Annotated in this window: 23 protein-coding genes; 18 read left to right on the top strand and 5 right to left on the bottom strand. The window is 36.7% G+C overall.

Annotated elements, in window-relative coordinates:
• Positions 1 to 63: 63 nt before the first annotated feature.
• The 7 genes from AAC033_RS06745 to AAC033_RS06715 all read left to right on the top strand — a co-directional run bounded on the left by AAC033_RS06745 (position 64) and on the right by AAC033_RS06715 (position 8,473).
• Positions 64 to 348, top strand: a complete 285-nt coding sequence (locus AAC033_RS06745; protein WP_339736588.1) for a hypothetical protein — start codon at positions 64 to 66, stop codon at positions 346 to 348.
• Between the two features lie 49 nt (positions 349 to 397).
• Positions 398 to 4,747, top strand: coding sequence for an SNF2-related protein (locus AAC033_RS06740; protein ID WP_339736587.1), 4,350 nt, complete (start codon positions 398 to 400; stop codon positions 4,745 to 4,747).
• 29 nt (positions 4,748 to 4,776) lie between these two features.
• A complete protein-coding gene (locus AAC033_RS06735) occupies positions 4,777 to 5,385 on the top strand; it encodes a hypothetical protein (protein ID WP_339736586.1) in 609 nt (202 codons plus the stop codon).
• A gap of 104 nt (positions 5,386 to 5,489) precedes the next feature.
• Positions 5,490 to 6,002, top strand: a complete 513-nt coding sequence (locus tag AAC033_RS06730; protein ID WP_339736585.1) for a hypothetical protein — start codon at positions 5,490 to 5,492, stop codon at positions 6,000 to 6,002.
• Between the two features lie 106 nt (positions 6,003 to 6,108).
• The gene (locus AAC033_RS06725; protein WP_339736584.1) at positions 6,109 to 6,573 is read left to right on the top strand and encodes a hypothetical protein; all 465 of its coding nucleotides are present in this window, start codon (positions 6,109 to 6,111) and stop codon (positions 6,571 to 6,573) included.
• A 7-nt stretch (positions 6,574 to 6,580) separates the two neighbouring features.
• The gene (locus AAC033_RS06720) at positions 6,581 to 7,522 is read left to right on the top strand and encodes a hypothetical protein (protein ID WP_339736583.1); all 942 of its coding nucleotides are present in this window, start codon (positions 6,581 to 6,583) and stop codon (positions 7,520 to 7,522) included.
• 15 nt (positions 7,523 to 7,537) lie between these two features.
• A complete protein-coding gene (locus tag AAC033_RS06715) occupies positions 7,538 to 8,473 on the top strand; it encodes a zonular occludens toxin domain-containing protein (protein WP_339736581.1) in 936 nt (311 codons plus the stop codon).
• Between the two features lie 31 nt (positions 8,474 to 8,504).
• On the opposite strand, the gene AAC033_RS06710 is transcribed toward AAC033_RS06715, so the two are convergent.
• Complete coding sequence (locus AAC033_RS06710) at positions 8,505 to 8,852, bottom strand: four helix bundle protein (protein WP_339736580.1); 348 nt, start codon at positions 8,850 to 8,852, stop codon at positions 8,505 to 8,507.
• Positions 8,853 to 8,938: 86 nt separating this feature from the next.
• Between AAC033_RS06710 and AAC033_RS06705 the strand changes: the two genes are divergently transcribed.
• The 6 genes from AAC033_RS06705 to AAC033_RS06680 all read left to right on the top strand — a co-directional run bounded on the left by AAC033_RS06705 (position 8,939) and on the right by AAC033_RS06680 (position 13,230).
• On the top strand, positions 8,939 to 9,148 hold the full coding sequence (locus tag AAC033_RS06705; protein WP_339736579.1) for a hypothetical protein: 210 nt from the start codon (positions 8,939 to 8,941) through the stop codon (positions 9,146 to 9,148).
• Complete coding sequence (locus AAC033_RS06700; protein ID WP_339736578.1) at positions 9,149 to 9,427, top strand: hypothetical protein; 279 nt, start codon at positions 9,149 to 9,151, stop codon at positions 9,425 to 9,427.
• Between the two features lie 141 nt (positions 9,428 to 9,568).
• The gene (locus AAC033_RS06695; RefSeq protein ID WP_339736577.1) at positions 9,569 to 9,763 is read left to right on the top strand and encodes a helix-turn-helix transcriptional regulator; all 195 of its coding nucleotides are present in this window, start codon (positions 9,569 to 9,571) and stop codon (positions 9,761 to 9,763) included.
• Positions 9,764 to 9,779: 16 nt separating this feature from the next.
• Entirely contained in the window at positions 9,780 to 10,688 is a 909-nt protein-coding gene (locus AAC033_RS06690; RefSeq protein WP_339736576.1) for a DUF1837 domain-containing protein, read from the top strand.
• Positions 10,685 to 10,888 (top strand): hypothetical protein, encoded by a 204-nt coding sequence (locus AAC033_RS06685; protein ID WP_339736575.1) that lies wholly within the window; start codon positions 10,685 to 10,687, stop codon positions 10,886 to 10,888. Before AAC033_RS06690 ends, AAC033_RS06685 begins: the two co-directional genes overlap by 4 nt.
• 62 nt (positions 10,889 to 10,950) lie before the next feature.
• Positions 10,951 to 13,230, top strand: a complete 2,280-nt coding sequence (locus tag AAC033_RS06680) for a DEAD/DEAH box helicase (RefSeq protein WP_339736574.1) — start codon at positions 10,951 to 10,953, stop codon at positions 13,228 to 13,230.
• Positions 13,231 to 13,296: 66 nt separating this feature from the next.
• On the opposite strand, the gene AAC033_RS06675 is transcribed toward AAC033_RS06680, so the two are convergent.
• The 3 genes from AAC033_RS06675 to AAC033_RS06665 are packed head-to-tail and all read right to left on the bottom strand — an operon-like array spanning position 13,297 to position 16,706.
• Positions 13,297 to 14,838: a hypothetical protein gene (locus tag AAC033_RS06675; protein ID WP_339736573.1), complete on the bottom strand. Its 1,542-nt coding sequence runs from the start codon at positions 14,836 to 14,838 to the stop codon at positions 13,297 to 13,299.
• A gap of 18 nt (positions 14,839 to 14,856) precedes the next feature.
• Positions 14,857 to 15,939: a nucleotidyl transferase AbiEii/AbiGii toxin family protein gene (locus AAC033_RS06670; RefSeq protein ID WP_339736572.1), complete on the bottom strand. Its 1,083-nt coding sequence runs from the start codon at positions 15,937 to 15,939 to the stop codon at positions 14,857 to 14,859.
• Positions 15,936 to 16,706 (bottom strand): DUF6577 family protein, encoded by a 771-nt coding sequence (locus AAC033_RS06665; RefSeq protein WP_339736571.1) that lies wholly within the window; start codon positions 16,704 to 16,706, stop codon positions 15,936 to 15,938. The genes AAC033_RS06670 and AAC033_RS06665 overlap by 4 nt, the downstream gene beginning before the upstream one ends.
• A 288-nt stretch (positions 16,707 to 16,994) precedes the next feature.
• Here AAC033_RS06665 and dcm point away from each other — a divergent pair, with 288 nt between their 5' ends.
• Both dcm and AAC033_RS06655 read left to right on the top strand, forming a co-directional pair.
• Positions 16,995 to 17,843 (top strand): DNA (cytosine-5-)-methyltransferase, encoded by an 849-nt coding sequence (gene dcm / locus AAC033_RS06660; RefSeq protein WP_339736570.1) that lies wholly within the window; start codon positions 16,995 to 16,997, stop codon positions 17,841 to 17,843.
• A gap of 40 nt (positions 17,844 to 17,883) precedes the next feature.
• The gene (locus AAC033_RS06655) at positions 17,884 to 18,516 is read left to right on the top strand and encodes a hypothetical protein (RefSeq protein WP_339736569.1); all 633 of its coding nucleotides are present in this window, start codon (positions 17,884 to 17,886) and stop codon (positions 18,514 to 18,516) included.
• Positions 18,517 to 18,610: 94 nt separating this feature from the next.
• Here AAC033_RS06655 and AAC033_RS06650 read toward each other — a convergent pair whose 3' ends face one another.
• Positions 18,611 to 21,055: a TonB-dependent receptor gene (locus AAC033_RS06650; RefSeq protein ID WP_339736568.1), complete on the bottom strand. Its 2,445-nt coding sequence runs from the start codon at positions 21,053 to 21,055 to the stop codon at positions 18,611 to 18,613.
• A 435-nt stretch (positions 21,056 to 21,490) separates the two neighbouring features.
• On the opposite strand from AAC033_RS06650, the gene AAC033_RS06645 reads away from it, so the two are divergent.
• From AAC033_RS06645 to AAC033_RS06635, 3 genes are all read left to right on the top strand, one after another.
• The gene (locus AAC033_RS06645; protein ID WP_339736567.1) at positions 21,491 to 21,664 is read left to right on the top strand and encodes a hypothetical protein; all 174 of its coding nucleotides are present in this window, start codon (positions 21,491 to 21,493) and stop codon (positions 21,662 to 21,664) included.
• A gap of 60 nt (positions 21,665 to 21,724) precedes the next feature.
• Positions 21,725 to 22,597 carry a hypothetical protein gene (locus AAC033_RS06640; protein WP_339736566.1) on the top strand — a complete coding sequence of 291 codons (873 nt, stop codon included), beginning with the start codon at positions 21,725 to 21,727 and terminating at the stop codon, positions 22,595 to 22,597.
• A gap of 136 nt (positions 22,598 to 22,733) precedes the next feature.
• Positions 22,734 to 23,375, top strand: a complete 642-nt coding sequence (locus AAC033_RS06635; protein WP_339736565.1) for a hypothetical protein — start codon at positions 22,734 to 22,736, stop codon at positions 23,373 to 23,375.
• Positions 23,376 to 23,391 lie beyond the last annotated feature (16 nt).

The following is a 23,391-nucleotide window of genomic DNA, read 5'->3' as shown; positions in this document are numbered from 1 at the left end:
TGGTGCTTTATGCCTTTGAAGGTGCGAATAAGAACGCAGGAATGTCCACTAGCGAAATGGTAAATGATGGTAACAAGATATTTAAAAGGAACAGGTGCGATGTACCACAAAAAAGGAAATAATATGGCAACAGCTAAAGAGAATATCAAGGAATTACGCCAACTGATAAAGATTGAATTACAGGATTGTGATGCTAAGAAATGGCCCTTTGTATGTGAAATGCAAAGCACCGAAAAGGGCTATGCTCGCATTGAAGAAATGATAATCCGCTACGTGGCTAAAGAAGCCATGCCTATCGGTTCGGCCATTGCATTGATAGAACAAGAAATGACACATATTGAAGAATGAGTGAAACGATAAACATAGCACCCATTCAAAACAAGAAAAGCAAGTAAGCATGAATATACTCAAGCAATTCGCCAATTTTTTAGGAAAACATTCCACCATAGATGGCGACATGGAAGACGGAAAAGTAAAAGATCAATTCGGTCGGTTAGGAAAAAGGGCGTTCAAGGAATTGGCTGAATACTTAGGTCTAAGTGAATACAAAGTCAATTTTAATAAAGCCGGTGTTGCTGTTAGTGGTGATTTAACCCTGATGGGTATGCTTGATGCTGATCGTGGCATTTACATTTCTTACAATAAGGATGGTTTTCAGGACAAAGCTTTATACCGCACCATTGCGAACATGAAGGATTATTCAGGAGGCAGCAATAATTACTTCCATGAAATTGCTTTTGCTGAACCGGAACGTATCAAAGAAAAGGTAGAAGCTCTTTGGAAACGGATTCCTACAACAGAAATACCTTCATCCACAAAACAAACAGAAGCATCTAAAAAAGAGATAACAGCAACACAAAATAAAATGCCACTGGTAGCCGACCAATGGTTCAAAGACAATCCTTCTAAAATATTAGGCGAAGAATACGAAACCACCAACCGATTCAATAAGCCAGTTACCAAAGTAAAAGGCAAAATGGATGATGCCCTGCAGGGAATAGATGTGCCAACGGTAGATATTCCTAAAAATCATGTAGAAGCCCTTGAATCCAATATTAAAGAGCCGTTGGAACAATTTGTTAGCGAAGAAATTCACCAAGAAAATGTAGAATCTGTTTTAAAAGCTACTCGAAAAGAACAAGCCCAAAAGCAATTAAAAAAGGCTTATGGAGAAACGGAAGTTACTCCACTTGATGCCAAGTTCAGCTTTGATGAGATCATGCAGCAATACAACAAAGGTATTACCGAAGATGAGATTAAAGCCTGGGTGTGGTACAAACGAAAAACAGACGGCTACAATGATGAAACGGTTATTCTAAATGCAAAAAATGGATGGTCAAAGTATGTGATCCCGCTAGGTGAAGTTGCTAAACATACCGAAAGATGGTTAAAAGAAGGTGTAATCTGTTCTTACAAAGGTGGATTCATGCCAAGCGTTCTCTACTATGCGGAAAACATTTACAAACGAGAGCAAGTACTCTTAAAAGAAAAAAGTGCCATCATTGACAATCATGGTCAGCAACAATACGACCGCCAATGGGAAGGACTTCAAAATGTGAAGCCACCTAAACTTACCTTATCAGATCCGACAAAGGAAAACCGATTGTTTATTAAGCCAACATCTTCTTTTGCAGGAGAAATAAGCATTGGGAATTTGACAGATGGTACAACTTTTAATGAGTACAATTCCGGTACAGGAAAATGGGAAACTGGAAAAGCCGGATTGGTGAATGGGTTTAAAGAATGGCTCAAAAACCAACCCAAGGACGACTTTAAAAAATCGAGTGATTGGAACATCATTCAGTATTATTTAGAAAACAGAACTCCACCTCGCCACTACGATAAAGAAGAGAAGCTCAGAATGAAGCAAAACGCCAAGCAAGAAGGCGATTCCTTTTTTGTGAAGTTTTTAGCGGAAGGTTTGACAAGAGAAGATCAGTTAGTCATAGAGCAACTATGGAATCAACGCTACAACGGCTATGTAGAAATTAACTATTTCAAAGTACCTGTTGCTTTTACTTCTAGTGCTACTTTCAAGAATAAACCGCTGTTCATTCGTCCGGCTCAACGGGAAGGAATCGGATTTATCAGCGTGCATGGTTCGGGCTGTATTGCCTATGATGTGGGGGTTGGTAAAACCATGACGGCAATCTTATCCATTGCACAAGCATTGGAAAGTGGACAATGTAAACGACCATTTATTGTCGTTCCCAACCAAACCTATAAAAACTGGTTAGGCGAACTTCAAGGTGTGATCCACAACGGTAAAGTTTCTCTTACAGGCGTGTTGCCTCAATATCAGGTAATGGACTTGTACAACTTAGGCGAAAGTTATGTGAACCAGCTTCGAGATGATAATGGCAATATCGGGGCTGTTCCGGAATACTCTATTTCGGTACTCACTTACGAAGGGTTTAACCGATTGGCATTTAACGATGAAACGTGGGGAGAGATAGGTTCAGAGCTATTTGATATTCTCAACCAGGGAACAGAAGAAGAACGAGACAAAGCCAAGCTCTTTGAGAAGATTGAAGAAATGATGGGTAAAGGCATCAAAGGGGCTTCGGTAAATATTGAAGACATAGGATTTGATTACATGGTAACTGATGAAGCTCATGCCATGAAAAAATCATTTACGCAGGTTAAAGGGGAACAAAAAGGTGATGATGGAAAAAGAGACAAAGCACCCTACGAGATAAAATCCGGGCAACCTTCTATGACCGCACTTCGAGGGTTTATGATTAGTCAATATATTCTTCGCAACAACAAAATGCGGAACGTGCTGCTGCTTACTGCTACACCCTTTACCAATAGTCCATTGGAGATTTATTCCATATTGGCACTGATTGGGTACCAGCAACTGGAAAAATCAGGCGTTAAAAACATCAAGGAGTTTTTCGATACCTACATCAAAACCAGTTTGCAATTGGTAATTAATGCCAAGCTAAAACCCGAACGGAAAGAAATAATCATGGGTTTTGCCAACCTAATTGCTTTGCAATCCTTGATATTCAAATTTATCACCTACAAAACAGGTGAAGATGCCAATATTCAACGTCCCAACAAGATTGTGTTGCCGATGATGAGTGAGAAAGTGGGTGACAAAATAATTGCTCTTCCTGTTGAAAAGCAAATCAGCACCAACTTACCCATGACAGCAACTCAAGCCGACTACATGAAGGATGTGGAATCCTATGTAACAGGGCAAACGAGTTTGGTGAACTTTTGTGTCAACCCAATGGGTCAGGAAGATGTTACTGATGAAAGTAAAGGCGAAGCCCTGGAAGAAAGTAATATGTCTGATGACGAACAGGAAGGAGCTAGAATTTTAAGAGGTTTATCTTTTGCAAGACAATTGGCTCTTAGCCCCTATCTGTATGCTTGTAATCCAAATAAGAACCCAACGTATGAGCAGTACATAGATAGCTCTCCCAAACTCAAATATGTGATGGGCTGTATTGAGAGCGTGAAACGCTTCCATGAAAAACAAAATGAAGAGGTGTCTGGTCAGGTAATTTACATGAATGCAGGGGTACATTTCTTTTCACTTATCAAAGAATACTTGGTAAAGAAAATCGGTTACGATGAAAAGGAAATCGGCATCATCAAAAGTGGGTTAAGTGCTGCTAAAAAAGAAGGTGTAAAAGAACGATTCTTAGCCGGAACGATAAAAATAATCATTGGAAGTGCCACCATTAAAGAGGGAATCAACCTGCAAAATAGAACAACGGTATTGTACAATTGCTGGTTAGACTGGAATCCAACCGACATGAAGCAATTGGAAGGTAGAATCTGGCGATTTGGAAATAGATATGCCAATGTGCGTATTGTCAATCCGCTAATGGAAGACAGCGTAGATACTTTCATCTTCCAAAAGCTCGAAGAAAAAACAAGCCGTATCAATGAGATATGGTACAGAGCCGGAAAAACCAATGCTTTGAATTTGGAAGAGTTTAATCCTTCGGAACTCAAAACTGGATTGATTACCGATCCTAACGCATTGGCAGAACTGATCCTGATGGAAGAACGGGAGCAACTGCAGGACACCATTAATAGCTTGAGAAATCAGCAAACGGTACTGGAAGACATCAACAAAGCGAGAGATGATTTTAACGCCAATATCGAGCATATTAAACAAGAGGTGAATCGCTACAAACCTCAAAAAACCACCGATAAAGACGGCAATACCATCAAGGTAAAAGCCCGAACGCTGGACACCATTTTTAAGATTTACAAAGATTATTTGGATGATGAGCAAACTGAAACTACTTACCGTGACCAAACATTGTATGACACAGTAAGAAAAGCCAATGCCATCATAAAACGTGGATTGGAACAGGTGTTAGAACCCAAAGGCTTCGACATCAACTTCGATTACAATAAAGTGGTAGGGAAAATAGCCAAAGAGATTGAGGAAAATGAGAAGGTTTTAGAAGAAAGAACAGGTGCTACGGCTGTAAACGAAAAAGCAGAGCAAATCATCAAAGAAAGAATTGCCAAAGGTTACAAGCCTAAATCTGTTGCCGAACGAGTGACTGATTTTACCGCTTTGAATGAAAAACTTTTAACGGAACTCATGGTCTATGATGGTAGTGAGGAAGCAAAAGTAAAAACAGCAAAGCAAGCCAAAAAAGGAGCAGCTCTGGAAAGTTCTGCAGATGGATTAGATAAAATCAGAAAACTGCAGGAGGCATTTAAGTCCATGCAAGGAAGGTTAAAACGAATACAAGCCTTGCAAGCTGCATAGCGATTTATAAACACTTAAAATTTGAAGAAATGATAAAAAACGATCCATACAAATTATTAAAGGAATCAGGAGTTGCCAAGAATCTGCTATCTGATAAAACCAAGGAGGCTTTGGAGATTTATGATGAAACCATTGATGGTTTAAATGAATTTCCCAAAGACAAATCCTTAATGGAGATGGCTGAAAAAATTGGTAAAGCTGCTATCGAGGTATTGAGCGAAGATGTTGAACAAATTAACGCAGGTCTTAAAGATGAAGTCCAGGAGACTGAAAAGAAACGCATCAAAAAAGCTCAATCAAAAAAGGTGGTAGAGAAGGCTGATAAAACAATGGACTATCTAGCCGAATGCCGGTTAAAACTTCGTGAGGAAAGAAAACGGAAACAGGAAACGGGTGAGATTAAAACCCCTGTAAAAAGGAAGCTGACTACCAAGCTCAAAGACAGCATGAAGAAAATCATTGGCATGATGCCCAAAGCGGTAAAAGAAGATGAGCAGAAAATTACCCGTACTGAACATGCCGTTCAAATATTTCTGAGTGATCTGAAATGTATATGGGGAATGAACAAGATCAAACCCATTGAGGAAGAGCTTAAAGAGAAGTTCGATCAGCTCAAAGAAAAAGCAGTAACCGAATAAAACAACAAGAATTATGAAATAGCCATGCACCAAACTTGCACAAAAACGAATAAATATTCACATGGCGTATTCCATGTGACCATTAAAAATCAAAATATAAACACATGAAAAATAGAACATTCAAGCATAAAGTATTTTTGAAAGACAACAACATTGATGTCGCTACTTTATCCCCCTTATTGAAAAAGCGGATTGTTGGTTTTGATGAATTGGTAGAAGATTACGAACATGCCGTTGAAGAAGATCAGGTAAAAATGGAAGCTCGAATTACCAAGCTCGACATTGAAATTGAGGAAGACCTGTATGATGAATACGAGCAATGGTTGGAGAACAATGAAGACATTGAGGAAGAAGAAAAGAAAACACCAGCTCCGAAACCAGAGAAGAAACCTGAACCTGCTCCAAGGCCAATTCCCGTAGCTCCTGTAAAATCAAAAGATGTTGAAATTATTGAGGGATTACTTAAAAAAGGAGAAAAGAGCATCGGACGTTCTGATTTAAGAGCATTGGGTTACACAGGGAAACTGGACGACAAAGAACACCTAGTGGGCAATTACAAGCTAAAAAAAGCACTGTTTAGCTACACCTATTACATCACTCCTGTAAAAGGGAAATAAAGAAAAATTGAATTGAACGAACAACTTAGGCATTGAATTAAAGTGTATTTAAGGTTGCTAACTTAGCAACTTGAAGACGAAAACAGTAACTTTATATTGCAGAAAAATGAATGAAAGTCAAAACATATCGGTAACCAACTTGCAGCAACTCCAAGTAGTATTGGAGCGTGTTGTGGGTAAATTGGGTATGGAAAAGACGGTGCTATTATTGGAGAGTTTTGACAACAACACATCTTTAAACATGGATGAAGTTGAAAAGGTTAAACTTCTAACCGCTTTCATTATTTCGCAAAGCATATCTATTTTCAATTTGGAAGAAAGTGAATTCTACACCAGCGAAATTCGAGAATATCGGGAAGCTCGCATGGCTTGTTATCACATCCTCCACATTTACACCAAATGCAGCTACGCTAAAATTGGAGAGGTATTCGGACGAAAAAAACGCAACGTCCTGTATTTCTGCCAAAAGTGTAGAGAGCTTCTAAGTGTTCCTCAATTCTACCGGACGTTTGTCGAAAAGCATGAGCAACTCGACAAATACACCATTGAATTTATCGGAAAACTAAATTGAAGCAAGCATGTCAAAATCCATAGAAGAAGAAGTTCAGGAGGTACTGAACCAAACTACCGATAAGGTAGAATTTGAAGAACCGTTAGATCCTCAAAGTAGTCCACTGAATCAACCTGTTGTTGAGAATGAGATTGGCCATACCAAGCCTGAATCCAAAAAGGAATCAGTAAAAGAAGCTGTTCCAAAAGCGAAAGAGCCAGTAGCTGCAGTACAAGAAATTGAGGAAGAAGAGGCAAATCCAACCAAAGAAGAGGAACTCAACTTTAAAGACAACGAAACCGACAATGTACCTGAACAAGAAATTGGTTCCAGCACTTACAACGAACAGCTAGAAGAAGAATTATCGAATGATGAAGGCGAAAACTTTGAGTTGCCTTCCGGCCATGCCCGACAAGCTGCAGATACCATTCTTGGAATGACCGACAATATCATGGCGGTTGGTGGAGGCTTTTTCATCAAAATCAAGAAACACAAGGAGTTTTACGACTTTGAAGAAGTCATTCAAGTAATTGAAGAGCAGAACGAAAAGAACATCAGGCGGTTAAAACTTGATGAAGAAGATAAAATATTGCTTCGTCCGCTTCTTATTTCCATGCTGAAACGCAAAGCGAAAAAACTCACTCCCGAACAACAATTATTGGGAGCTGTACTTTCTATCCTGATGAAAAAAGCACAGGTAGTCATGGAGATAAAAGCTGAAAATGAAATTCTGGTTGAACGGATATTGGATGTTATCCGGGAAGAAAAAGGCTATTCCGATCAGGATTTGGACGAAGAAGAACCTGAACCTACTCCTGAACCCCCAAAACCAGAACCCAAGAAAGTAGTAGTTGCTGAACCAGAAGAAGAAATTGAGGAAGTTGAAGTTGAGCAGGAAGAAGTCAATCCGCTCAAAAATGCCATCATGGAAGTTGCCGAAGACGAAAACAACAGTTCCGACAAAAAGTAAGAAACGGTACGTTGTATGGCAGTAGAAAATAAAAAATCGACCAAGGGTAGAAAGAAGATTGCTTATTCCAAAGAAGATTTGGAAAGGCAGCCTATGCTTGTACTGGTGTGTGGCGAAACAGGTGTTGGAAAAACTTACCGCAACCTTATTGAGATCCATCGCTACATGAAAGACGATGCCAGTAATGGCCGTAAAGGCAGAAAGGTACTTGCCTTTGATGTAAATGACGATGATTACCCACAGTTTAAAACGGTAAAAGTCAATCTGATTCAAAACCTAACCGCAATCAATGCCAGACGAATTCGTCCCATCTCTCCCCAGGGAATGAATATGACCATTGAAGAAAAGCGAGGCGTTGTAGAGCAAATGGTCAATCGTTTTAAAAATGGCTTACTGGTTTTGGAAGATTTAGACAAATACATGGTAGGTGCTAAAGGACAGACCGTAGTTGGCTTGCTGACCACCAATCGGCACAATGGATTGGATATTATGATCAGCCATCAATCTGTTGCGAAAATCACCACAACCGAATGGCAAAACTGTACCTGGTTACGTCTGCACCATCAAGTAGATGATATAAGCCGATACGAAACCCGGATTCCCAATTACTTTTTGGTACGCATAGCTACTTTTATTGTAGATGAGCAGTACGATTTAGCCAATGGAGCTTATGCAGATGGCAGTATCAGTCAGGACGAATACAAAAAACGAAAAAGCTTCTATGTGTATGTGGATATGCGAAGACTGAGATTACGTGGAGTAAGCCGTGAAGCCTTTATCAGAGCAGCAAAAAAGTACATCGACACTCATGAGGCGAAAAAAATCAAAATGATGCTGCAAGAAATGAACATGAACGATACACCCAAATTCAACAACCGAAGTCAGGCCGTTGTTCATTTGATTACAAAATACCTCCGGCATCACGAAGAAAAACCCAATACCGCATTTTAGGAATTATGAATTTTAGATTAGAAATTTTGAATTATTTACCAGACGTAGTTTTTACAATAGCCGTAAGAATATTGATAATTTCTTCAATGCCGTTTAATTGGATAGTTACATCTGTATTTACCAATGAACTTTTATCAAGTAATCTTAGCCAATACCTTGATTCACGAGCTTCTTTAGCTGCAATAGCCATTTTATGTATAAAGTCTTTTCGAGATTCACCAGCAATTGCTTCTTCCACATTTGCTCCAATGCTTGTTGAACTTCGGAGAAATTGTTTTGATAAAACGTATTCTTTTTCTGCTACTAAAGCTTTGTACAGCTCAATTGAATTTAAGGCAAACTCAAAACTTTTATCAACTATTAGATTATCCTTTTTCATGAGGTTAAAATTAATAGTTCAACAGCTTATTGAAAGCCTAATTCCAAAAATTTATAATTCAAAATCCAACATTTAAAATTTCAAACATGGAATTAGTCAAAACGCTCAACTTCAAAAGAAAAAAGGGAATGCTCTATTTCATCAATAGAGATGGGAATTTAGCGGAAGTAAAACCAAAATCTACCCATAAAGTTGTGGTCGCCAATACCAATATCCAAAAGCAAAAAGGCTTTTTGTATTTCCTCGACAAACAAGGAAATATCTCCAAAGCAAAAATGAAAAACTTCAAGGGGTAAATGGCAAAGCGTACCAGACAAACTCCAAGAAAACGTCCCTACAAAGCTCCTTTCAAAACGTACACTATAAACAGTCATAGTGCAGCGTACCGAGTGTACAAAGGTCGATTACTTTTCTATCCCATTTACGAAAACGGAAGCATTGACTACTGCAATGGTGCATTGGTGGAAGAAAGCCCTGACTCCTTCCGTTCCGGCCATAAAATTGCGATGTTGCAATTGGGAATTACCAATAAAGTTCGGCAACAGAAAATAGTTGCTCAAATTAGGAATTACTAAACGCTGCAAGTACACTCCCTCCTTTGCCTATCATAATTCTTTCCAAATCTCATTAATATATATATCATTATTCGATATAGTTATCAATCATTTTAAGTATCTTTCTGCCTTCAAAAAAAATCTTGTTCTAAAAACAATGTTATGAACAGAATTAAAGAGGTTCTTGATAAAAAGGGGATTAAACAAACTTGGTTAGCCGATCAGTTGGGCAAAAGCTACAACATGGTGAACGGGTATGTGAAAAACCGAAGACAACCAAAACTGGAAGTCCTTTTTGAGATAGCCAAATTATTGGATGTTGAAGTAAAAGATTTGATTAACGAAGAAATGAAGTAATAAAAATATCAGATAGATGAAATTGAGTATTGGTGATTTTGATTTTTTGGATGCTTTTGACCATCAGGGGACATTTAAACTGGATGATAATAAGAAAAATGTATTGAATTTATTCATTCTAAAAACGAATGCCAATGAGTTTGATTACGACCAATTGCAAGATAATTTAATTGAACCCATGATAAATTACTCTCTTTCAAGAAAAGTAAGAGAAAAATACAAATCTAAGCCTGGTCATCTTTCAAAAAAAGCACGGGAAAAGTTCATAGAACATTTAAAAAACAAAGGAGAACTAGGTGAGCTATTACTGTATTCATTTTTGGAATCGCATCTTAATGCTCCAAAAATTTTATCAAAATTAGAACTTAAAACATCAACCAGTCACTATGTTAATGGTTCGGATGGAGTTCATTTTTTAAAACTGAATGATGGTAATTACCAATTGATTTTTGGTGAATCAAAAACTGTTGCGGACTTAACTTCAGCAATTTCAGAAGCCTTCAAATCTATCCACGAGTTTAAAAATGAAATAAACTCTAAAGGAAACACTAAAAGTGGGCTTCCTTATGAAAAAAGCTTAATTAGTGACCACTTGGAGAAAGAAACTTTTAGTGAAGAAGAAAAAATATTTCTTGAAAGGATTATATATCCAAAAAAAGAAAATGAGTTTGAGGTAGATAACGCTTTTGGGATTTTCGTAGGATATGAAATCACTATTTCAAATGAAGACATGAAACTTGCCAATGCGGATTTTAGGAAGAAAATAAAAGATCAAATCAAAACAGAAATTCAAGGAAGATTTACTCACATTGGTAAGAAAATATCTGACTATAAGCTATCTGGACATAATTTTTATCTATATGTACTTCCTTTCACAAATTTGGATGCTAGTAGAAATGAAATTCTAGAAAAGATAGTGAAATGAGATTTATATCAGAATCAGCGACAAAGGTTCTAGCAGACCAATACTTCAAAGAGCTTTTTTTAAAAGTTGAAAAAAATGAAGCTTTTAATTTTTTCCATTTAGATAAAGAAAGCCTAAATAAAAAAGAGTTTATTGATCTTCTTCGATTTGCAGACATTTTATCAATTCAGAAGCTAAAAACAAAGCATACAAAGTTGTAAGCTTACTAGTTGGCGATTACAGAACAGACCCTACGTATAAATTTTTCACTAGCTCTATATTAATGAAATTGGGGAACTTCCCTGCAATTAAATTTCTTGAGTCTGACAATAATGAATTTGATAAGTATTCCTCGGAATATTTATTAGAAAAAGCAATCAAAGAAATCTATCAAAAAATTCCAAAAAGTGAATTTATTTTTACCGATGCACAATATGAGATATTTGAGTTATTGAAAAACAATAATCACTTTAGTTTTTCTGGGCCAACATCATTAGGTAAATCATTTATCATAAATGCTTTTATTCGGTTTTTAATAACAGAACATAAAGCAACAGATAATATCATCATATTAGTACCTACTAGAGCGTTAATCAATCAGACAGTTTTAAGGTTGAAAAAAGACTTCAAGGACGTTAAGAATTATAGAATACTTGCACATCCACTTGTCCCTGAATTTTACAAACAAGAAGGGGCTAGGTATATTTTTGTATTTACACCGGAAAGACTAATGGCGTATTTATCTGAAATGAGCAATCCTAAAATTGATTATCTATTTGTTGATGAAGCTCAGAAAATTATTTCAGCAAAAGATACCCGAAGTCCTTTGTATTATTATTCGATTTTACAAGCTGAAAGGAAAAGTATTAAGCTGTTTTTTGCATCGCCTAATATTCCCAATCCAGAAATATTTCTTCAACTATTTGAAAAAAGTACTGATGAAAAAATAAGTATAAAAAACTCTCCTGTGTCTCAAAATAGGTATTTCCTTGACTTAGTTGAATCTCGATGTGTTTTATTAAGTGAATTTTCTTCAGAAGAAAACATTCCTATTAATCTTGGTAATAACGACTTTTTTTATTGGTTGAAAAAACTAACCGGAACTCAAAAAAGCATTATTTACTGTAACACAAAAGAAGATACAATAAACTACGCTTTAAATTTTTCACGAAGTCTCCCTGATAAGAATAACGAACAAATTAATCTTGTTATTGATTTAATTAAGGATTATTTACATGAGAAGTACTTTTTGATAGAGTGTCTGCAAAAAGGAGTTGCATTTCACTTTGGGAGCTTACCACAGCGTATTCGAGAAAAAGTAGAATTACTTTTCACTGATAAAATAATTGATTACGTTTTTTGTACCTCCACTTTACTAGAAGGTGTTAATCTACCGGCTAAAAATATATTTATACTCAGTAACGCAATTGGATTAAGCAAGTTTACTGATATAGATTTTTGGAATCTAGCAGGTAGAGCTGGGCGATTAACAAAAGAATTATCTGGAAATATTATTTGCACACGAGTTGTTCAAAAAGGAAATAGATGGGATAATCCAACAAAAGACTTAGATGTTGTGAAAGAAAAAAACATTAAGCCCATTAAACCAATAGTAATTTCAGGGAAAGAGAATTTTTTTAAAAACATTGGTTCTGCCCTTTCTGGAAAAGCATATACCAAAAAAAACGCTTCAAATAATGAGAAAAACATTTGGGTTCAATATGCTAATATTACTTTAATCCATGAATTACGTTCGGACGACTCGGTGTTACGTTCAAACTTTATTGCTAAAAATGATAACGCAAAGAAACTGCTACAGGAAGAAAAAAAGAAAAATGTTGTGCCCGTGAAGATATTGGCATCTTCCCCTATGATTAAAGCCCAATACCAAAATAGTATTTACACATCCCCAAATTTAAGTAATGAAATCCTTCCTTCCGAAATTGATTATGATTCTGTTTTATTGAATTTAAAAAGAATTAGCAAGTATTATCGGTGGGATATTGAAGAGTCTGGTGGAAGAAACCCTATGTATAAATCAGAGAAGAGTCTTGGTTATTACGCAACCATTATGACTAATTGGATCAATTCAACTCCTTTAAACTTAATGATTACTAATGCTATTAAATACTACACAAAACAAGGGATTTATTTTGATAACAATAATCAAAGTCAAGTGTTTATTGCATCAAACCCACATGCTATTAACTTTGTTATAATTGAATTGATAACCAAAATCGACAATATTTTACGATTTAAGTTTAAAAATTATTTTGAGAATTTTTACCAGTTACTTGATGGTAAATTAGGACACAGTAATTCAGGAGTTAATTGGGCTGAATTTCTCGAATACGGAACAACTGATTACAAAGTAATAGAAGTCCAAAATATTGGTATTCCAAGGCATCTGGCGATATTCATTCTAAAGAAGCATCCTGACTGTTTAAAATTTGAAGAAAGAAGTTTAGTAGGTTTTGACCATGTGAAATTACTATCAAAACTAGAAGAAGGGTTGCCTGAACGAATTGAGCTAGAAGAAATATTTGAATTTGAGGGGATGTAAAAGAATAAATCCAGTTCTCTAATAGTCAACACGCATTAATGTGCCGTCATTCCAAAGAAATAACAACTATATTTTCACAAAAAAAGGTTCTTTCAAATTCTTTTCCGAGATATAATCGTAAATCTTGGCATTATTGAGGATATACCCTGAATATCCAGATTGTTTGAGAAGCAATACAGCGATTAGTTTTTGAAGTCTCATACTGATATGAAAAAGTTCTTTGAACTCACTATCGAAACTATCATCAAAGGACGAATAGTCATCTCCGTGTAGAAACTTGTTCCGATCCCTTATTAAAAGTTCCCTTTCTTCTGCAGTCAATTTATATCCAAGTTCGGAAAAAGGATCGCTTAATTTCTTATTGTTAGATCCTTGATTAAAAGCATGAAGCTTTGATGTTATCCTTTCAAAATTTGCTTCGTACTCTTTGTCTTCATTTATACCCGTAGGCTTATGCTCTCGCTTGATTGCATTTATCTCTTTGACGGAAGATTTTATTACCTTTTTGATTTTGGATATAATTTCATGGTCTTCAATAATAGAAGGATTTTTAGTATCGCCTCCCACCAAGATTTTAGTAATGTTTTCAATGGCAACAAATAACGTAGGGATTTTGAGTTCCAACGTAGCTCGATGATTATTGACATAAAGGATCACAGCTCGCAGCACACCGCCATTGGAGTAAATCTGTGAGCAGATTTTTTCAAAACATTCTTCAGGAAATTCAACCATGTACTTATTTGCCCAAGCGGTATCAGAACCGATGATTCTGCCAGTCCTGTCTTTTTTATGTCGAATTTTCTTTTGTAACTGGACAACACTAAAAGGTTTTGTAGAATGAATAGTAAAGCCATTGTACACTTCACCAGCCATTATCATGGTAGATAAACTGGAAGGGTTTTTAAAGTTACCATAACTATATGTTAAAATATATGCCTGTTTTCCGTGGTAATCACCTTTTAGAAAAGCATAGCTAAGAAGGATTGAATTTGCAATTCGTAAAAAATTATCTAATTGGATTTTAGAGGTGGAATCTATTACGAAGTAGTGTTCTTTTTTGCTTTTGTTATAGGTGAAAAAATGAAATTCTGTGTCAGATATTTGAAGCTTCATTAAAGTTTCTAAAACTCGTTTTTCATCTATTGAATACGTCCAACCTCGGAAGTCGCCAAATAAACTAACCTTTTTGTTTAAAGGGAAGATTACTCTGTAATACTGATCGCTCTTGTAAAATGATTGTTTTTTGGTGGATAAGGCTGTTATTTGTCCATTGATAATTTTCAAAGGAGGAACTTCATCAATGTCTGAATAGGAAATTTGATTGGGAATAATATTTTTACCTTGAGTATAAAGACGGAGACATCCATTTGACAGTTCAATTTCCTTCTCTCTTTTTAACTCCAATTCTTTACCCGTTTGAACACCTTTTCTTACTAATGTGGTAGTATTAAAATGATATTGATGCCGTTTTCTTTCAAAAGACATCTCTCTTCCACTATAAGCATGTTTCGGAGTTCCAAAAACTTTGATGATAAACTTGTGATCTGATCCATTAACGTTATTAATTAAATCGAATGATCGTTTAAGATATTTGTGAATTGTAGCCATGAATAGGTTATTCGTGATTTACCGATTTGGAAAGTATTTGTTTAGCAATAACGAGACTTTGTGCCAATAAAAGAATCCAGCCTTGTCGGGCAATTTCTTAAACTTGTTAAAGCTTGCTAGATCACCTTCAATAAGGATTCCATCTAATTTATTATCCTCAAAGTACTCGATTGGAGAGTAATCCTTTGCTTTCAATTTTGCAGCGATATATGCTGCTTTACCTGCAACGGTTATGGCTTCATCAATTTTAAACTTTCCTCTCATTAGGAAAGAGTCAAACTTGGTTATTCCTTGCTGAATTTCTTTGAAATTGGATTTATGTGGTTCTTCCTTATTTTTCTCACGCTTTGCAACAAGAATGGAGCTTTGAATGATGTCTTCCAGTACGTCATCGGCTTGAACACTTAACGATCTGTACACGATTTCTTTGGCTACAATTTTTGAAAAGCTTTCAGCAATCAATTCAATATGTTCTACTTCATCAAATAGACATCCTACATCAAACAACTGCTTGATGATTTCCTGTTCTTTGTTCTTCTTGTAAGGTACTCCGGTAGTGTTTGGAGCAAATGCGGTAAGTTTATCACCTAAATTGGATTCAACGGTAGGAACAACAACTTTTACTTCTTTGCGTATCTCAATCCATTCAGAATCAACAATTACCTCCTTGGTAGCAGGGTAATCACTTTTTTCAAAAAGTATGTCCAGCAGCACATAGTTTGCAGATTTGTTCAAGTCAGAAGCATAGGTAAATTCGTAATGAGCCTTCGGCACACCAGCCTTATAACTTCTCTTTTCGTCTAATTCCCATTGAATAAAGTCAGATTTCTCGATAACCTTATCCAGTACCTTTTCAATCTCTTCTCTCGATTGGGTAGTAAGAATATCAATATCTACTGAGAACCGTTGAGCATTTTTTAATAGTAGAATCAGGCAAGTCCCCCCTTTGAAAGTAAACTCCAATCCATTTACTGATAAATGTTGAAGCAGCGAAAGAGCATGAATCATTTTTTCTAAAACTGGTGGATTAATCCGCTTGAACTCTTTCTGTTTCTTGAAATTATCAATCCACTCTTTTGTGAAACATTTTGGGTCTATCATTCTAATAAATCGTTAATTAATTCAGGGAAATTATCTGTTATATATGCTTTAATCACATCCTCTCGGCCTCTTCTTTTGGCATAACTAAATAGTTTCGTAAAATTGATGTTGTATCTGCTAATGGCATTTTCGTAGATATGTTCCATTTCTTTTCCTTGTACAGCAAAAAAGGTTTTGCTATCACAAAAAACATCGACCAACATTTTTTCTAAAGAAGGAATTTTGAACTTATCTTTTGGCTTACCTTCCTGATTAGTCGTTAAGCAAGGTGATCGGCTCACAAGAGGCTTTATTATCACCGTATTTTCGCCATCCATATACCTCTCCATTGCCAATTCATCCGGCATCAGGTAAACACGCAATTGGTTTAGCTCTTTATAATTTTCAAAAACACTTTCAAGAAAATCTTTCTCTACTTCCAGGATGGTAAAAAACTTTCCTAATTGATGTTGGGTAAAGTCGTTTAACCATTCGGTTGACCAAATGCAGTAATTAATATCGTCATATTCTTTAGCGACAATTTTTGTGAGTTTGGTAAGCTGATCTGATATTAATGGAGTGTACTTTGGTTTGAATGAAATGGCATATACCCCTCTTTTCACTTGCTTAATAATGCCTTTTTTCTTTAAGTCGTAAATACGCCATCTAAAAGTCGTCTCTTTTAGTTCTGGATCATACTTTTCATAGAATGAATACAGTTCTTCCCTAGTTATATAGGGTTGATTAGCGAAATATTTGACTAATTGTGTTTTATAGAACTCTAACATGATTACGTATTTAATTCCAACATTTGCCAAATATACACAAATTTGGTAAATGTTTGCAAACAAACAAATGCCTATTTTCAGTTTTATTGGTAAATGTTTGAAAACCCAATTTATGCCACTAAACCGAAATTAGTGGCAAATTATAGCATAAATATATTTCAACCTTTTTTGTCTCGATTTTTATCCCCCATTCACGATAACACCTATCCCAATCTTTGTACCGAGGTACAATTCCGTACCTGGGCTTCTGTAATTTGATACCAGACTTTGGCAATAAATCATTGATTTATGCCAAACACAAATCACTTAACACATGGGAGCTTATTTACTGGAATTGGAGGCTTTGACCTTGCTGCTCATTGGAGCGGTATAGAAACATTATGGCAAGTAGAAAAAGACAAATACTGTCAGGATCTATTGAACAAGCACTTCCCTCAAACACCACTTTTTGATGAAATCAAAGAAGTTGGTAAAGCAGTATTAAAACCCGTTTCCATTATCAGTGGAGGCTTCCCTTGTCAACCATTTAGTCATGCAGGAAAAAGAAAAGGACAAACAGACGACCGTTACCTCTGGCCGGAAATGCTTAGAATCATTAAGGAACTCCAACCAAATTATGTTATTGGCGAAAATGTTCCTGGTATCATCACAATGGCACTCGATGAAGTACTCGATTCATTGGAAAACGAAGGCTACCACAATGAAGTTTTTGTACTACCAGCTTGCGGTATCGGTGCATGGCACAAACGGGATCGAGTTTGGATTATCAGTTACCGAAAAGACCGATTTGGAGCAAAAACAAAACAAGAACAAGACAAATACTGGAAAACCGTTGAATCTCAAATTGAAGTTCTTCCCAATTCCGGTAGTTGGGGACATGAAGAATCGGGGGCATTTGGGCAATCCTTCGATTCAAAGACGATACCGACTTGGGAAACAGCTCAACCTAGCGATGGTTGTCTCTCAAACATCTGGGAATCTGAACCCAACGTGGGTCGAGTGGCTCATGGGGTTTCCAAAAGGATGGACAGAATTAAAGGATTAGGAAATTCCATCGTACCCCAACTGGCATACATTCTCTTTCAATCTATCCTACAAATCGAATCTATTATCCAAACGTTAGAAAAGGAAAAGTAACTAGCTGCTTTTCCAATTCCAATGTTGCTATATAACCACTATGAACGAACAAGAATCAATTTTAGAGCAAACAGGCAAGCTATGTTTGCAGTCTTTCGATAAAAGAAAATCTAAGGTGTTTACCAAGTTATTCTTGGCAAAAAAGCAATGGCATTCCAGCCAAAGAGTATTGTTATGGAATAGTAAGGAATCGAAAAGAGGAAACTTCATATTGAAACTTCATGCAGCTCCTAAGTTGGCAAAGAAATACCTTGACCTACTACCAACGCCTACCACACAAGAAAACGAACACAACAACATTGTCCTGAATGATAAATTCAGAAGGATTAGCAAGAATGGAATCACGCATAGCTTGAACTTGGCTGACACGGTAAAAGTATTTCTTACCCCACAAGCAAGCGATGGCAAACGAGCTGATATGAAGCCGTCTTCCTTGGCTAAACGCTATCTGAAACATCCACAAGGGAATTTAGCTGAACAAATTGCCTTTTTAGAAATGTTTCCAACCCCACGAGCCAATGACGGCAGAGTTGGCGAACCAGGAAGTAAAAGTTCTATCCACAGAGCAAAGAGAAGATACCTTGATGGTGTGATTCAGGAAAAAGAAAACGGAAAACTAAATCCTGTTTGGGTGGAATGGTTGATGGGCTATCCGCATGATTGGACTAGATAGTGGTTCAAATAAAATCATCTCCTAATCTCTTCAATAGTTGTTTTTAATTTTTTGAAATTATCACTTTTTAATGATTATAACAACCTTCCATTTGCTAAAAGTTTGCTTTTAAACCGATATTAAATGCTCTTGGCATACCAGGTCGTAAACCTGCTGGTCTTCTTGCTACAACATACACTTGGTTCGTTAAGTTGGTTGCATTGGCAAAAAGGGTCATGTTCTTGTGCAAATTATAGCTTGCACTTGCGTCTATCACAAAATACGAATCGGTTTTTTCATTAGTAGGTATATCTCCTTGTCCAGGAGCAGTTCGCATTTCGTCCATATATCTACCACTTAGGTTGATGCTAAACTTACGATGTTCTAATCCGAGAATAAATGAAAACTGATTATTTGCCATGTATGGAAACTGATCTCCAGCTGCAACTGCCCCCCAGCCTTCAAAATCGCTATCGAAATCGTTTTGGAATTTAGCATCTGTATAAGTGTAAACTATGGTTAAGGGTACGCTAAATGCGCTCTTTTTTTGAGTGGCTAACAAGTCATAAGTCAGTTGAAACTCCAACCCTTTTGTTTGTACTTCACCTCCATTGAATAAATCAGTTGTGCCTCCACCACCTGCAGCAGAAAGGTCAGTCCCAAGTAAGTTGCTATAGTCATTAAAGAAAATAACTGCTTGTCCTGACAGTGCATTTTTTGCATACCTAGTGCCCAGTTCATAATTGATGCTTTCTTCAGGTTTTGTTCCTTCTTTTGAGCCAGGAGGAGAGAATCCCTTATGAACACCAGCAAAGGTGCTCAGGTGTTTGTTGAAGCGGTAGTCAAGCCCAATCCCAGGAATGAAAACATCTACTGTATTGCTTCTTTCAGATAGATCATTCCCTAACCTAGTTGGATCATTCTTGCCATAATCTTGTCTTGAGAGGGTGATATTTTCATAACGAACGCCAGGTGTAAGCGTGAGTTTTCCGATATTCAATTTATACTGTAAATAAGTTGCTAAAGCATTAGCTGTTTCAATACGGTTGCTTTCGGTTCCTTGTATTCCGGCATTGGTAAGTTTCATCACACCGTTGTCCATTGCATATCCATCATTCCATTGGAAACGGTCAATCTGGTCTTGATGTATCCGAAAACCTAAATCAATATCATGAGTTATTTTATTGGTTGTGAAATTGAATCCTAGAACTGTTTGAACGCCTTGAGCATAGTAGGAACGGTTGTTTGCTTTTACAAATAAAGCATCATTAAGGGCACTTGTTGTTCCTTTAAGAATAGCATAAGCATCGTTATATGAATTGGGATTTTCTAATATATCCCCAATACTCGTTTTCGTTCCTGTACTATCCTTCACCTTATCGAGTTTGTACCAATTTCTTTTGAAGTCGGAACGATAGGCGGTAGTTTTTATGTCAAATAATTTTGAAAATTTTGCTACATGAGATAATGAGAATTGCGATTGCTCAGTATTCATTTGGTCAACTTGAGAACCAGAATATAGGCGGTAAGGATCGTTATTAAAATCTTCTTGAGTTAAACCAAGATAGGTTTGATTAGAGGTTTCAGTTGTCTGCCCAATTTTAAATGTTAGCGATTGGTATATTTTCGCACTATCATTGGTGTTGATACGAAATTTTGCGAGGTAATCTTTTTTGTCAAATCCAGTATTTCCTCCACCATCTAATTGCTTAAACCCGTTGGATCCGTATTGGAATGTCTCTACCATGTAAGCAAAATTCTTGTGAGAATTTCCAACAAAGGCATGTAGGTTTCGGCCTCCAAAACTTCCTCCTAACAGGTTAATTCTTCCACCAAATTCATTGGGTATTTGAGTTGAAATAAGGTTTATTGCTCCTCCTGTAGTATATGGGCCATACTTTATTTGACTACTACCTTTTAATATTTCAACTGCTTGCATTCTACCAATTGTAGGAAAATAATAAGCAGCAGGAGCTGCATAAGGAGCAGGAGCCATTAGTACTCCATCTTCCATCACAGTTATTTTGGAGCTACGCTCTACACCTGTACCTCTTAATCCTATATTAGGCCGAAGCCCAAAGCCATCTTCCTCCTGCATATTAATACCTGGCACGGTACGTAAGGTGCGATTAATGTCAGTATAGCTGAATCGTTGAATTTCCTTCGGTGATATATAATATACTGAACCTGGTATGTTTTTTACGCCAGTATTACCTCCTGTCATTATCACTACTTCTGAAAGGGCTGTAACGGATTCCACTAATGTAAAGTCTGCCTTCAAAGTTTCGCCAACTCCAATACTTATTTCTTTTTTGAGAGTGAAGTAGCCGATAGCAGAAACCACCAAAGTATAATTTCCTGTCGGTACATTTTTGATGATATAGTTGCCGTTGCCGTTAGTGGATGCCCCAAGATTGGTTTTTTCGAGATAAACCGCCACACCCGACAAGGCAGTTGTGCTGTCTATTTGTTTTATATTCCCTTCGATAGTTGCTTCTTGGGCGAAAACTGCTACGCAACTTACTATAATTGCCGTTATAGTGATAAGTATTTTTTTCATGCCTAATTAAGATAAATTTAAATTCGAGGACAAATCTCTTATTTAGAATCATGCTAAACAATACCGTAAAAGAGGTATTTTTAACTTAATTAAGCAAGGAAAAGTTTAATTAAGTTCAAATTAATTCAAATGGTAGAGACTTATGCAAAAAATCAGATTGTTCTAAACGAGCGATTGAAGAAAATATAAAACCAAAATATTTTCAAAAACTTTTGTACCAATTTCAATTCCCTTCTCACGATAACACCTCCCCACCTCATTGTACCAAGGTACAATCTTACACCTCGGAATACCTTCAAAAAGCTCAGACTTTAGCACCTGTATTTGGTTTAAAGACCATTTGAGAAAGAGCTGTTTTAAAGCATTTAAAAATCATTAAAACGAAAGCAATGAAATGTCAGTTCCACTGGCCGTTGCGAATTAAATTTTATACAGATGAAAGACATTGATTGGAAAATATGTGTACCCGTTGGTCTAGGAATATTAGTTGCCGGAGCAGTATTAGGGGCATTTGTAGTGAAGCCAGCATTGGATAAAGCCAAAGCAAAAAAGTTGGCAAAAAAAGGCGGTGAAAACAAGCCTAAAAGCGAAGGTGCTGACAAGAGTTAGCAACCACAGGTGAAAACCCTGAAAATGAAACTTATTTATTAACGATAAAAATTAGAAATCATGAGAGATTTTGATGACGATATATTAGCCTACGAGGATGATGCCGAAGACAGGTATGATGACTTTGATGGTGATTACGATGAAGATGACTTCGACTCTGGATTTGAAGGTCATGAGGATTCATATTACGAAGACGACTTTGAGGAAGAAGAAGTTGAATATGTTGATGTGGATGATGACGAAGATTACGACAATTACAAAACGTCTTCCATTGGGAGAATTGATCCTAATGACAGGACGTTAACCGTAGTTGTTAAAAATGCTTCGAGAGCAGATGCAGAAGCAATTGTTTTTGGAGCAAACGAAGAAGCAGCTCAGCCAGCTGGAGTAACGGTGGTTGTTGAGGAATCTTCTCACAAAGAAGTAAGAGAGGAATCAAAAGCAAATCCATTTAAGGTGGGAGGAATGAAACTATCCGTTTCAAATCCATTGCAATTTGATAATGTTCTGAAAGTTGTGAAAAGAACAGCTTCCGGTAGCAATACCGAAAGGGTGTATCAACCAAGGAATGCTACTTCACCGCAAAACTTTACGCAAACGCTAATTGACGATGATAACTTCGAGATGAATGTTACCGGTCAAGATTCGTTGAGGGTTTTAGTAAAAGATGGTGTGACATTGGTTTTCACCTTTACAATTAAGGCAAGAGCGAACATGGGTAACCTGTTAAAAGGTAACAATGTTGCTGAATTATCCACTGTTCCAAGAACAACTGGACTGCCTCAAATTGACCTTCTAAGGAAAAAGAAATCGACAGCATTCGGTTTAAAACCAACAAGGAAAAGACGTGTTGTGAAACGTGTTAAGCGAAGACCAAGTCGAAGAATTGTTGGGGGCAGAAGACCTCGAAGGTTGATCCGAAGAAGACGATAGAGAAATGCACAAAGCAGTTTCCTTTTAGTGAGGCTTTGCCATAGGATATAAACAGCCAAAGTAGAGGTATCACGCTCGCTTTGGCTGTTTTTGGTTAACGACAATGGGTAGCTCCACCAATAAAAATGAATTACCAATGAGAAATAGAAACAATAAAAGGCAGTCAAGATTTACACCAAACAAGATTGACTACATCGTATTCGGGAATCCGAAAGAAGCCAAGCAACTGGTGCATAATTATGGTTATGAGCCTCCCCGTGATGTGGAGGGCTTATCTGAAACTGTAAAGCTCTTAGTCAAAAAGAAAGGAAAAAGAGTGGTGAAAGACCTGTTAGGTATTCACCCCGACAAGAATATCATCCTGAGATTGAATCAATCCAAAGAAGATAGTTTTTGCGGTGCTTGTGGCAGTTCATCTTATATCCCCGAAGATAATTATTGCGGTTCGTGTGGACACAGTAATTATACAGGGAAAGTGGATATAGGCGATTTCTTGGATCAGTTGGTGGAAATGAACACTTCTGAATTAGAGAATTATTACCAAGAAATTCTCAGCAAGTCCAATAAAAGTCCAAAGGACATGAAACTGGCGGATGAAGTTCAGATTGTCTGGAATGAATTAAGGCAACGAATGAATGCTCCTGAAAAGGAAGAAAAAAAGGAAGAAGGTTCTTTTTACAAGCATGTGATTAAAAGTGAATTAGCAATTGCAGGAGTAATTCTGGTTGCTGGAATATTAATAGGAACAGCCTTTAAAAGCAGCAAACAACATGGTTAGGATCGTACAAGAAAAG

Origin of the sequence: uncultured Sunxiuqinia sp., from assembly GCF_963974515.1 — a bacterium.
In the GTDB taxonomy this organism is placed as follows: Bacteria; Bacteroidota; Bacteroidia; order Bacteroidales; family Prolixibacteraceae; genus Sunxiuqinia.
The sequence above is the reverse complement of the archived record's forward strand: the minus strand, read 5'-3'. Positions and strand labels throughout refer to the sequence as shown.

Bases quoted from the DNA above. Each gene is read 5' to 3' on its own strand.
- AAC033_RS06705 (WP_339736579.1), top strand. From the start codon at position 8,939: ATGGAATTAGTCAAAACGCTCAACTTCAAAAGAAAAAAGGGAATGCTC.
- AAC033_RS06690 (WP_339736576.1), top strand. From the start codon at position 9,780: ATGAAATTGAGTATTGGTGATTTTGATTTTTTGGATGCTTTTGACCAT.
- AAC033_RS06655 (WP_339736569.1), top strand. From the start codon at position 17,884: ATGAACGAACAAGAATCAATTTTAGAGCAAACAGGCAAGCTATGTTTG.
- AAC033_RS06730 (WP_339736585.1), top strand. From the start codon at position 5,490: ATGAAAAATAGAACATTCAAGCATAAAGTATTTTTGAAAGACAACAAC.
- AAC033_RS06745 (WP_339736588.1), top strand. From the start codon at position 64: ATGATGGTAACAAGATATTTAAAAGGAACAGGTGCGATGTACCACAAA.
- AAC033_RS06695 (WP_339736577.1), top strand. From the start codon at position 9,569: ATGAACAGAATTAAAGAGGTTCTTGATAAAAAGGGGATTAAACAAACT.
- dcm (WP_339736570.1), top strand. From the start codon at position 16,995: ATGCCAAACACAAATCACTTAACACATGGGAGCTTATTTACTGGAATT.
- AAC033_RS06665 (WP_339736571.1), bottom strand. From the start codon at position 16,706: ATGTTAGAGTTCTATAAAACACAATTAGTCAAATATTTCGCTAATCAA.
- AAC033_RS06710 (WP_339736580.1), bottom strand. From the start codon at position 8,852: ATGAAAAAGGATAATCTAATAGTTGATAAAAGTTTTGAGTTTGCCTTA.
- AAC033_RS06700 (WP_339736578.1), top strand. From the start codon at position 9,149: ATGGCAAAGCGTACCAGACAAACTCCAAGAAAACGTCCCTACAAAGCT.
- AAC033_RS06685 (WP_339736575.1), top strand. From the start codon at position 10,685: ATGAGATTTATATCAGAATCAGCGACAAAGGTTCTAGCAGACCAATAC.
- AAC033_RS06675 (WP_339736573.1), bottom strand. From the start codon at position 14,838: ATGGCTACAATTCACAAATATCTTAAACGATCATTCGATTTAATTAAT.
- AAC033_RS06670 (WP_339736572.1), bottom strand. From the start codon at position 15,939: ATGATAGACCCAAAATGTTTCACAAAAGAGTGGATTGATAATTTCAAG.
- AAC033_RS06720 (WP_339736583.1), top strand. From the start codon at position 6,581: ATGTCAAAATCCATAGAAGAAGAAGTTCAGGAGGTACTGAACCAAACT.
- AAC033_RS06740 (WP_339736587.1), top strand. From the start codon at position 398: ATGAATATACTCAAGCAATTCGCCAATTTTTTAGGAAAACATTCCACC.
- AAC033_RS06735 (WP_339736586.1), top strand. From the start codon at position 4,777: ATGATAAAAAACGATCCATACAAATTATTAAAGGAATCAGGAGTTGCC.
- AAC033_RS06645 (WP_339736567.1), top strand. From the start codon at position 21,491: ATGAAAGACATTGATTGGAAAATATGTGTACCCGTTGGTCTAGGAATA.
- AAC033_RS06635 (WP_339736565.1), top strand. From the start codon at position 22,734: ATGAGAAATAGAAACAATAAAAGGCAGTCAAGATTTACACCAAACAAG.
- AAC033_RS06640 (WP_339736566.1), top strand. From the start codon at position 21,725: ATGAGAGATTTTGATGACGATATATTAGCCTACGAGGATGATGCCGAA.
- AAC033_RS06680 (WP_339736574.1), top strand. From the start codon at position 10,951: ATGAAATTGGGGAACTTCCCTGCAATTAAATTTCTTGAGTCTGACAAT.
- AAC033_RS06725 (WP_339736584.1), top strand. From the start codon at position 6,109: ATGAATGAAAGTCAAAACATATCGGTAACCAACTTGCAGCAACTCCAA.
- AAC033_RS06650 (WP_339736568.1), bottom strand. From the start codon at position 21,055: ATGAAAAAAATACTTATCACTATAACGGCAATTATAGTAAGTTGCGTA.
- AAC033_RS06715 (WP_339736581.1), top strand. From the start codon at position 7,538: ATGGCAGTAGAAAATAAAAAATCGACCAAGGGTAGAAAGAAGATTGCT.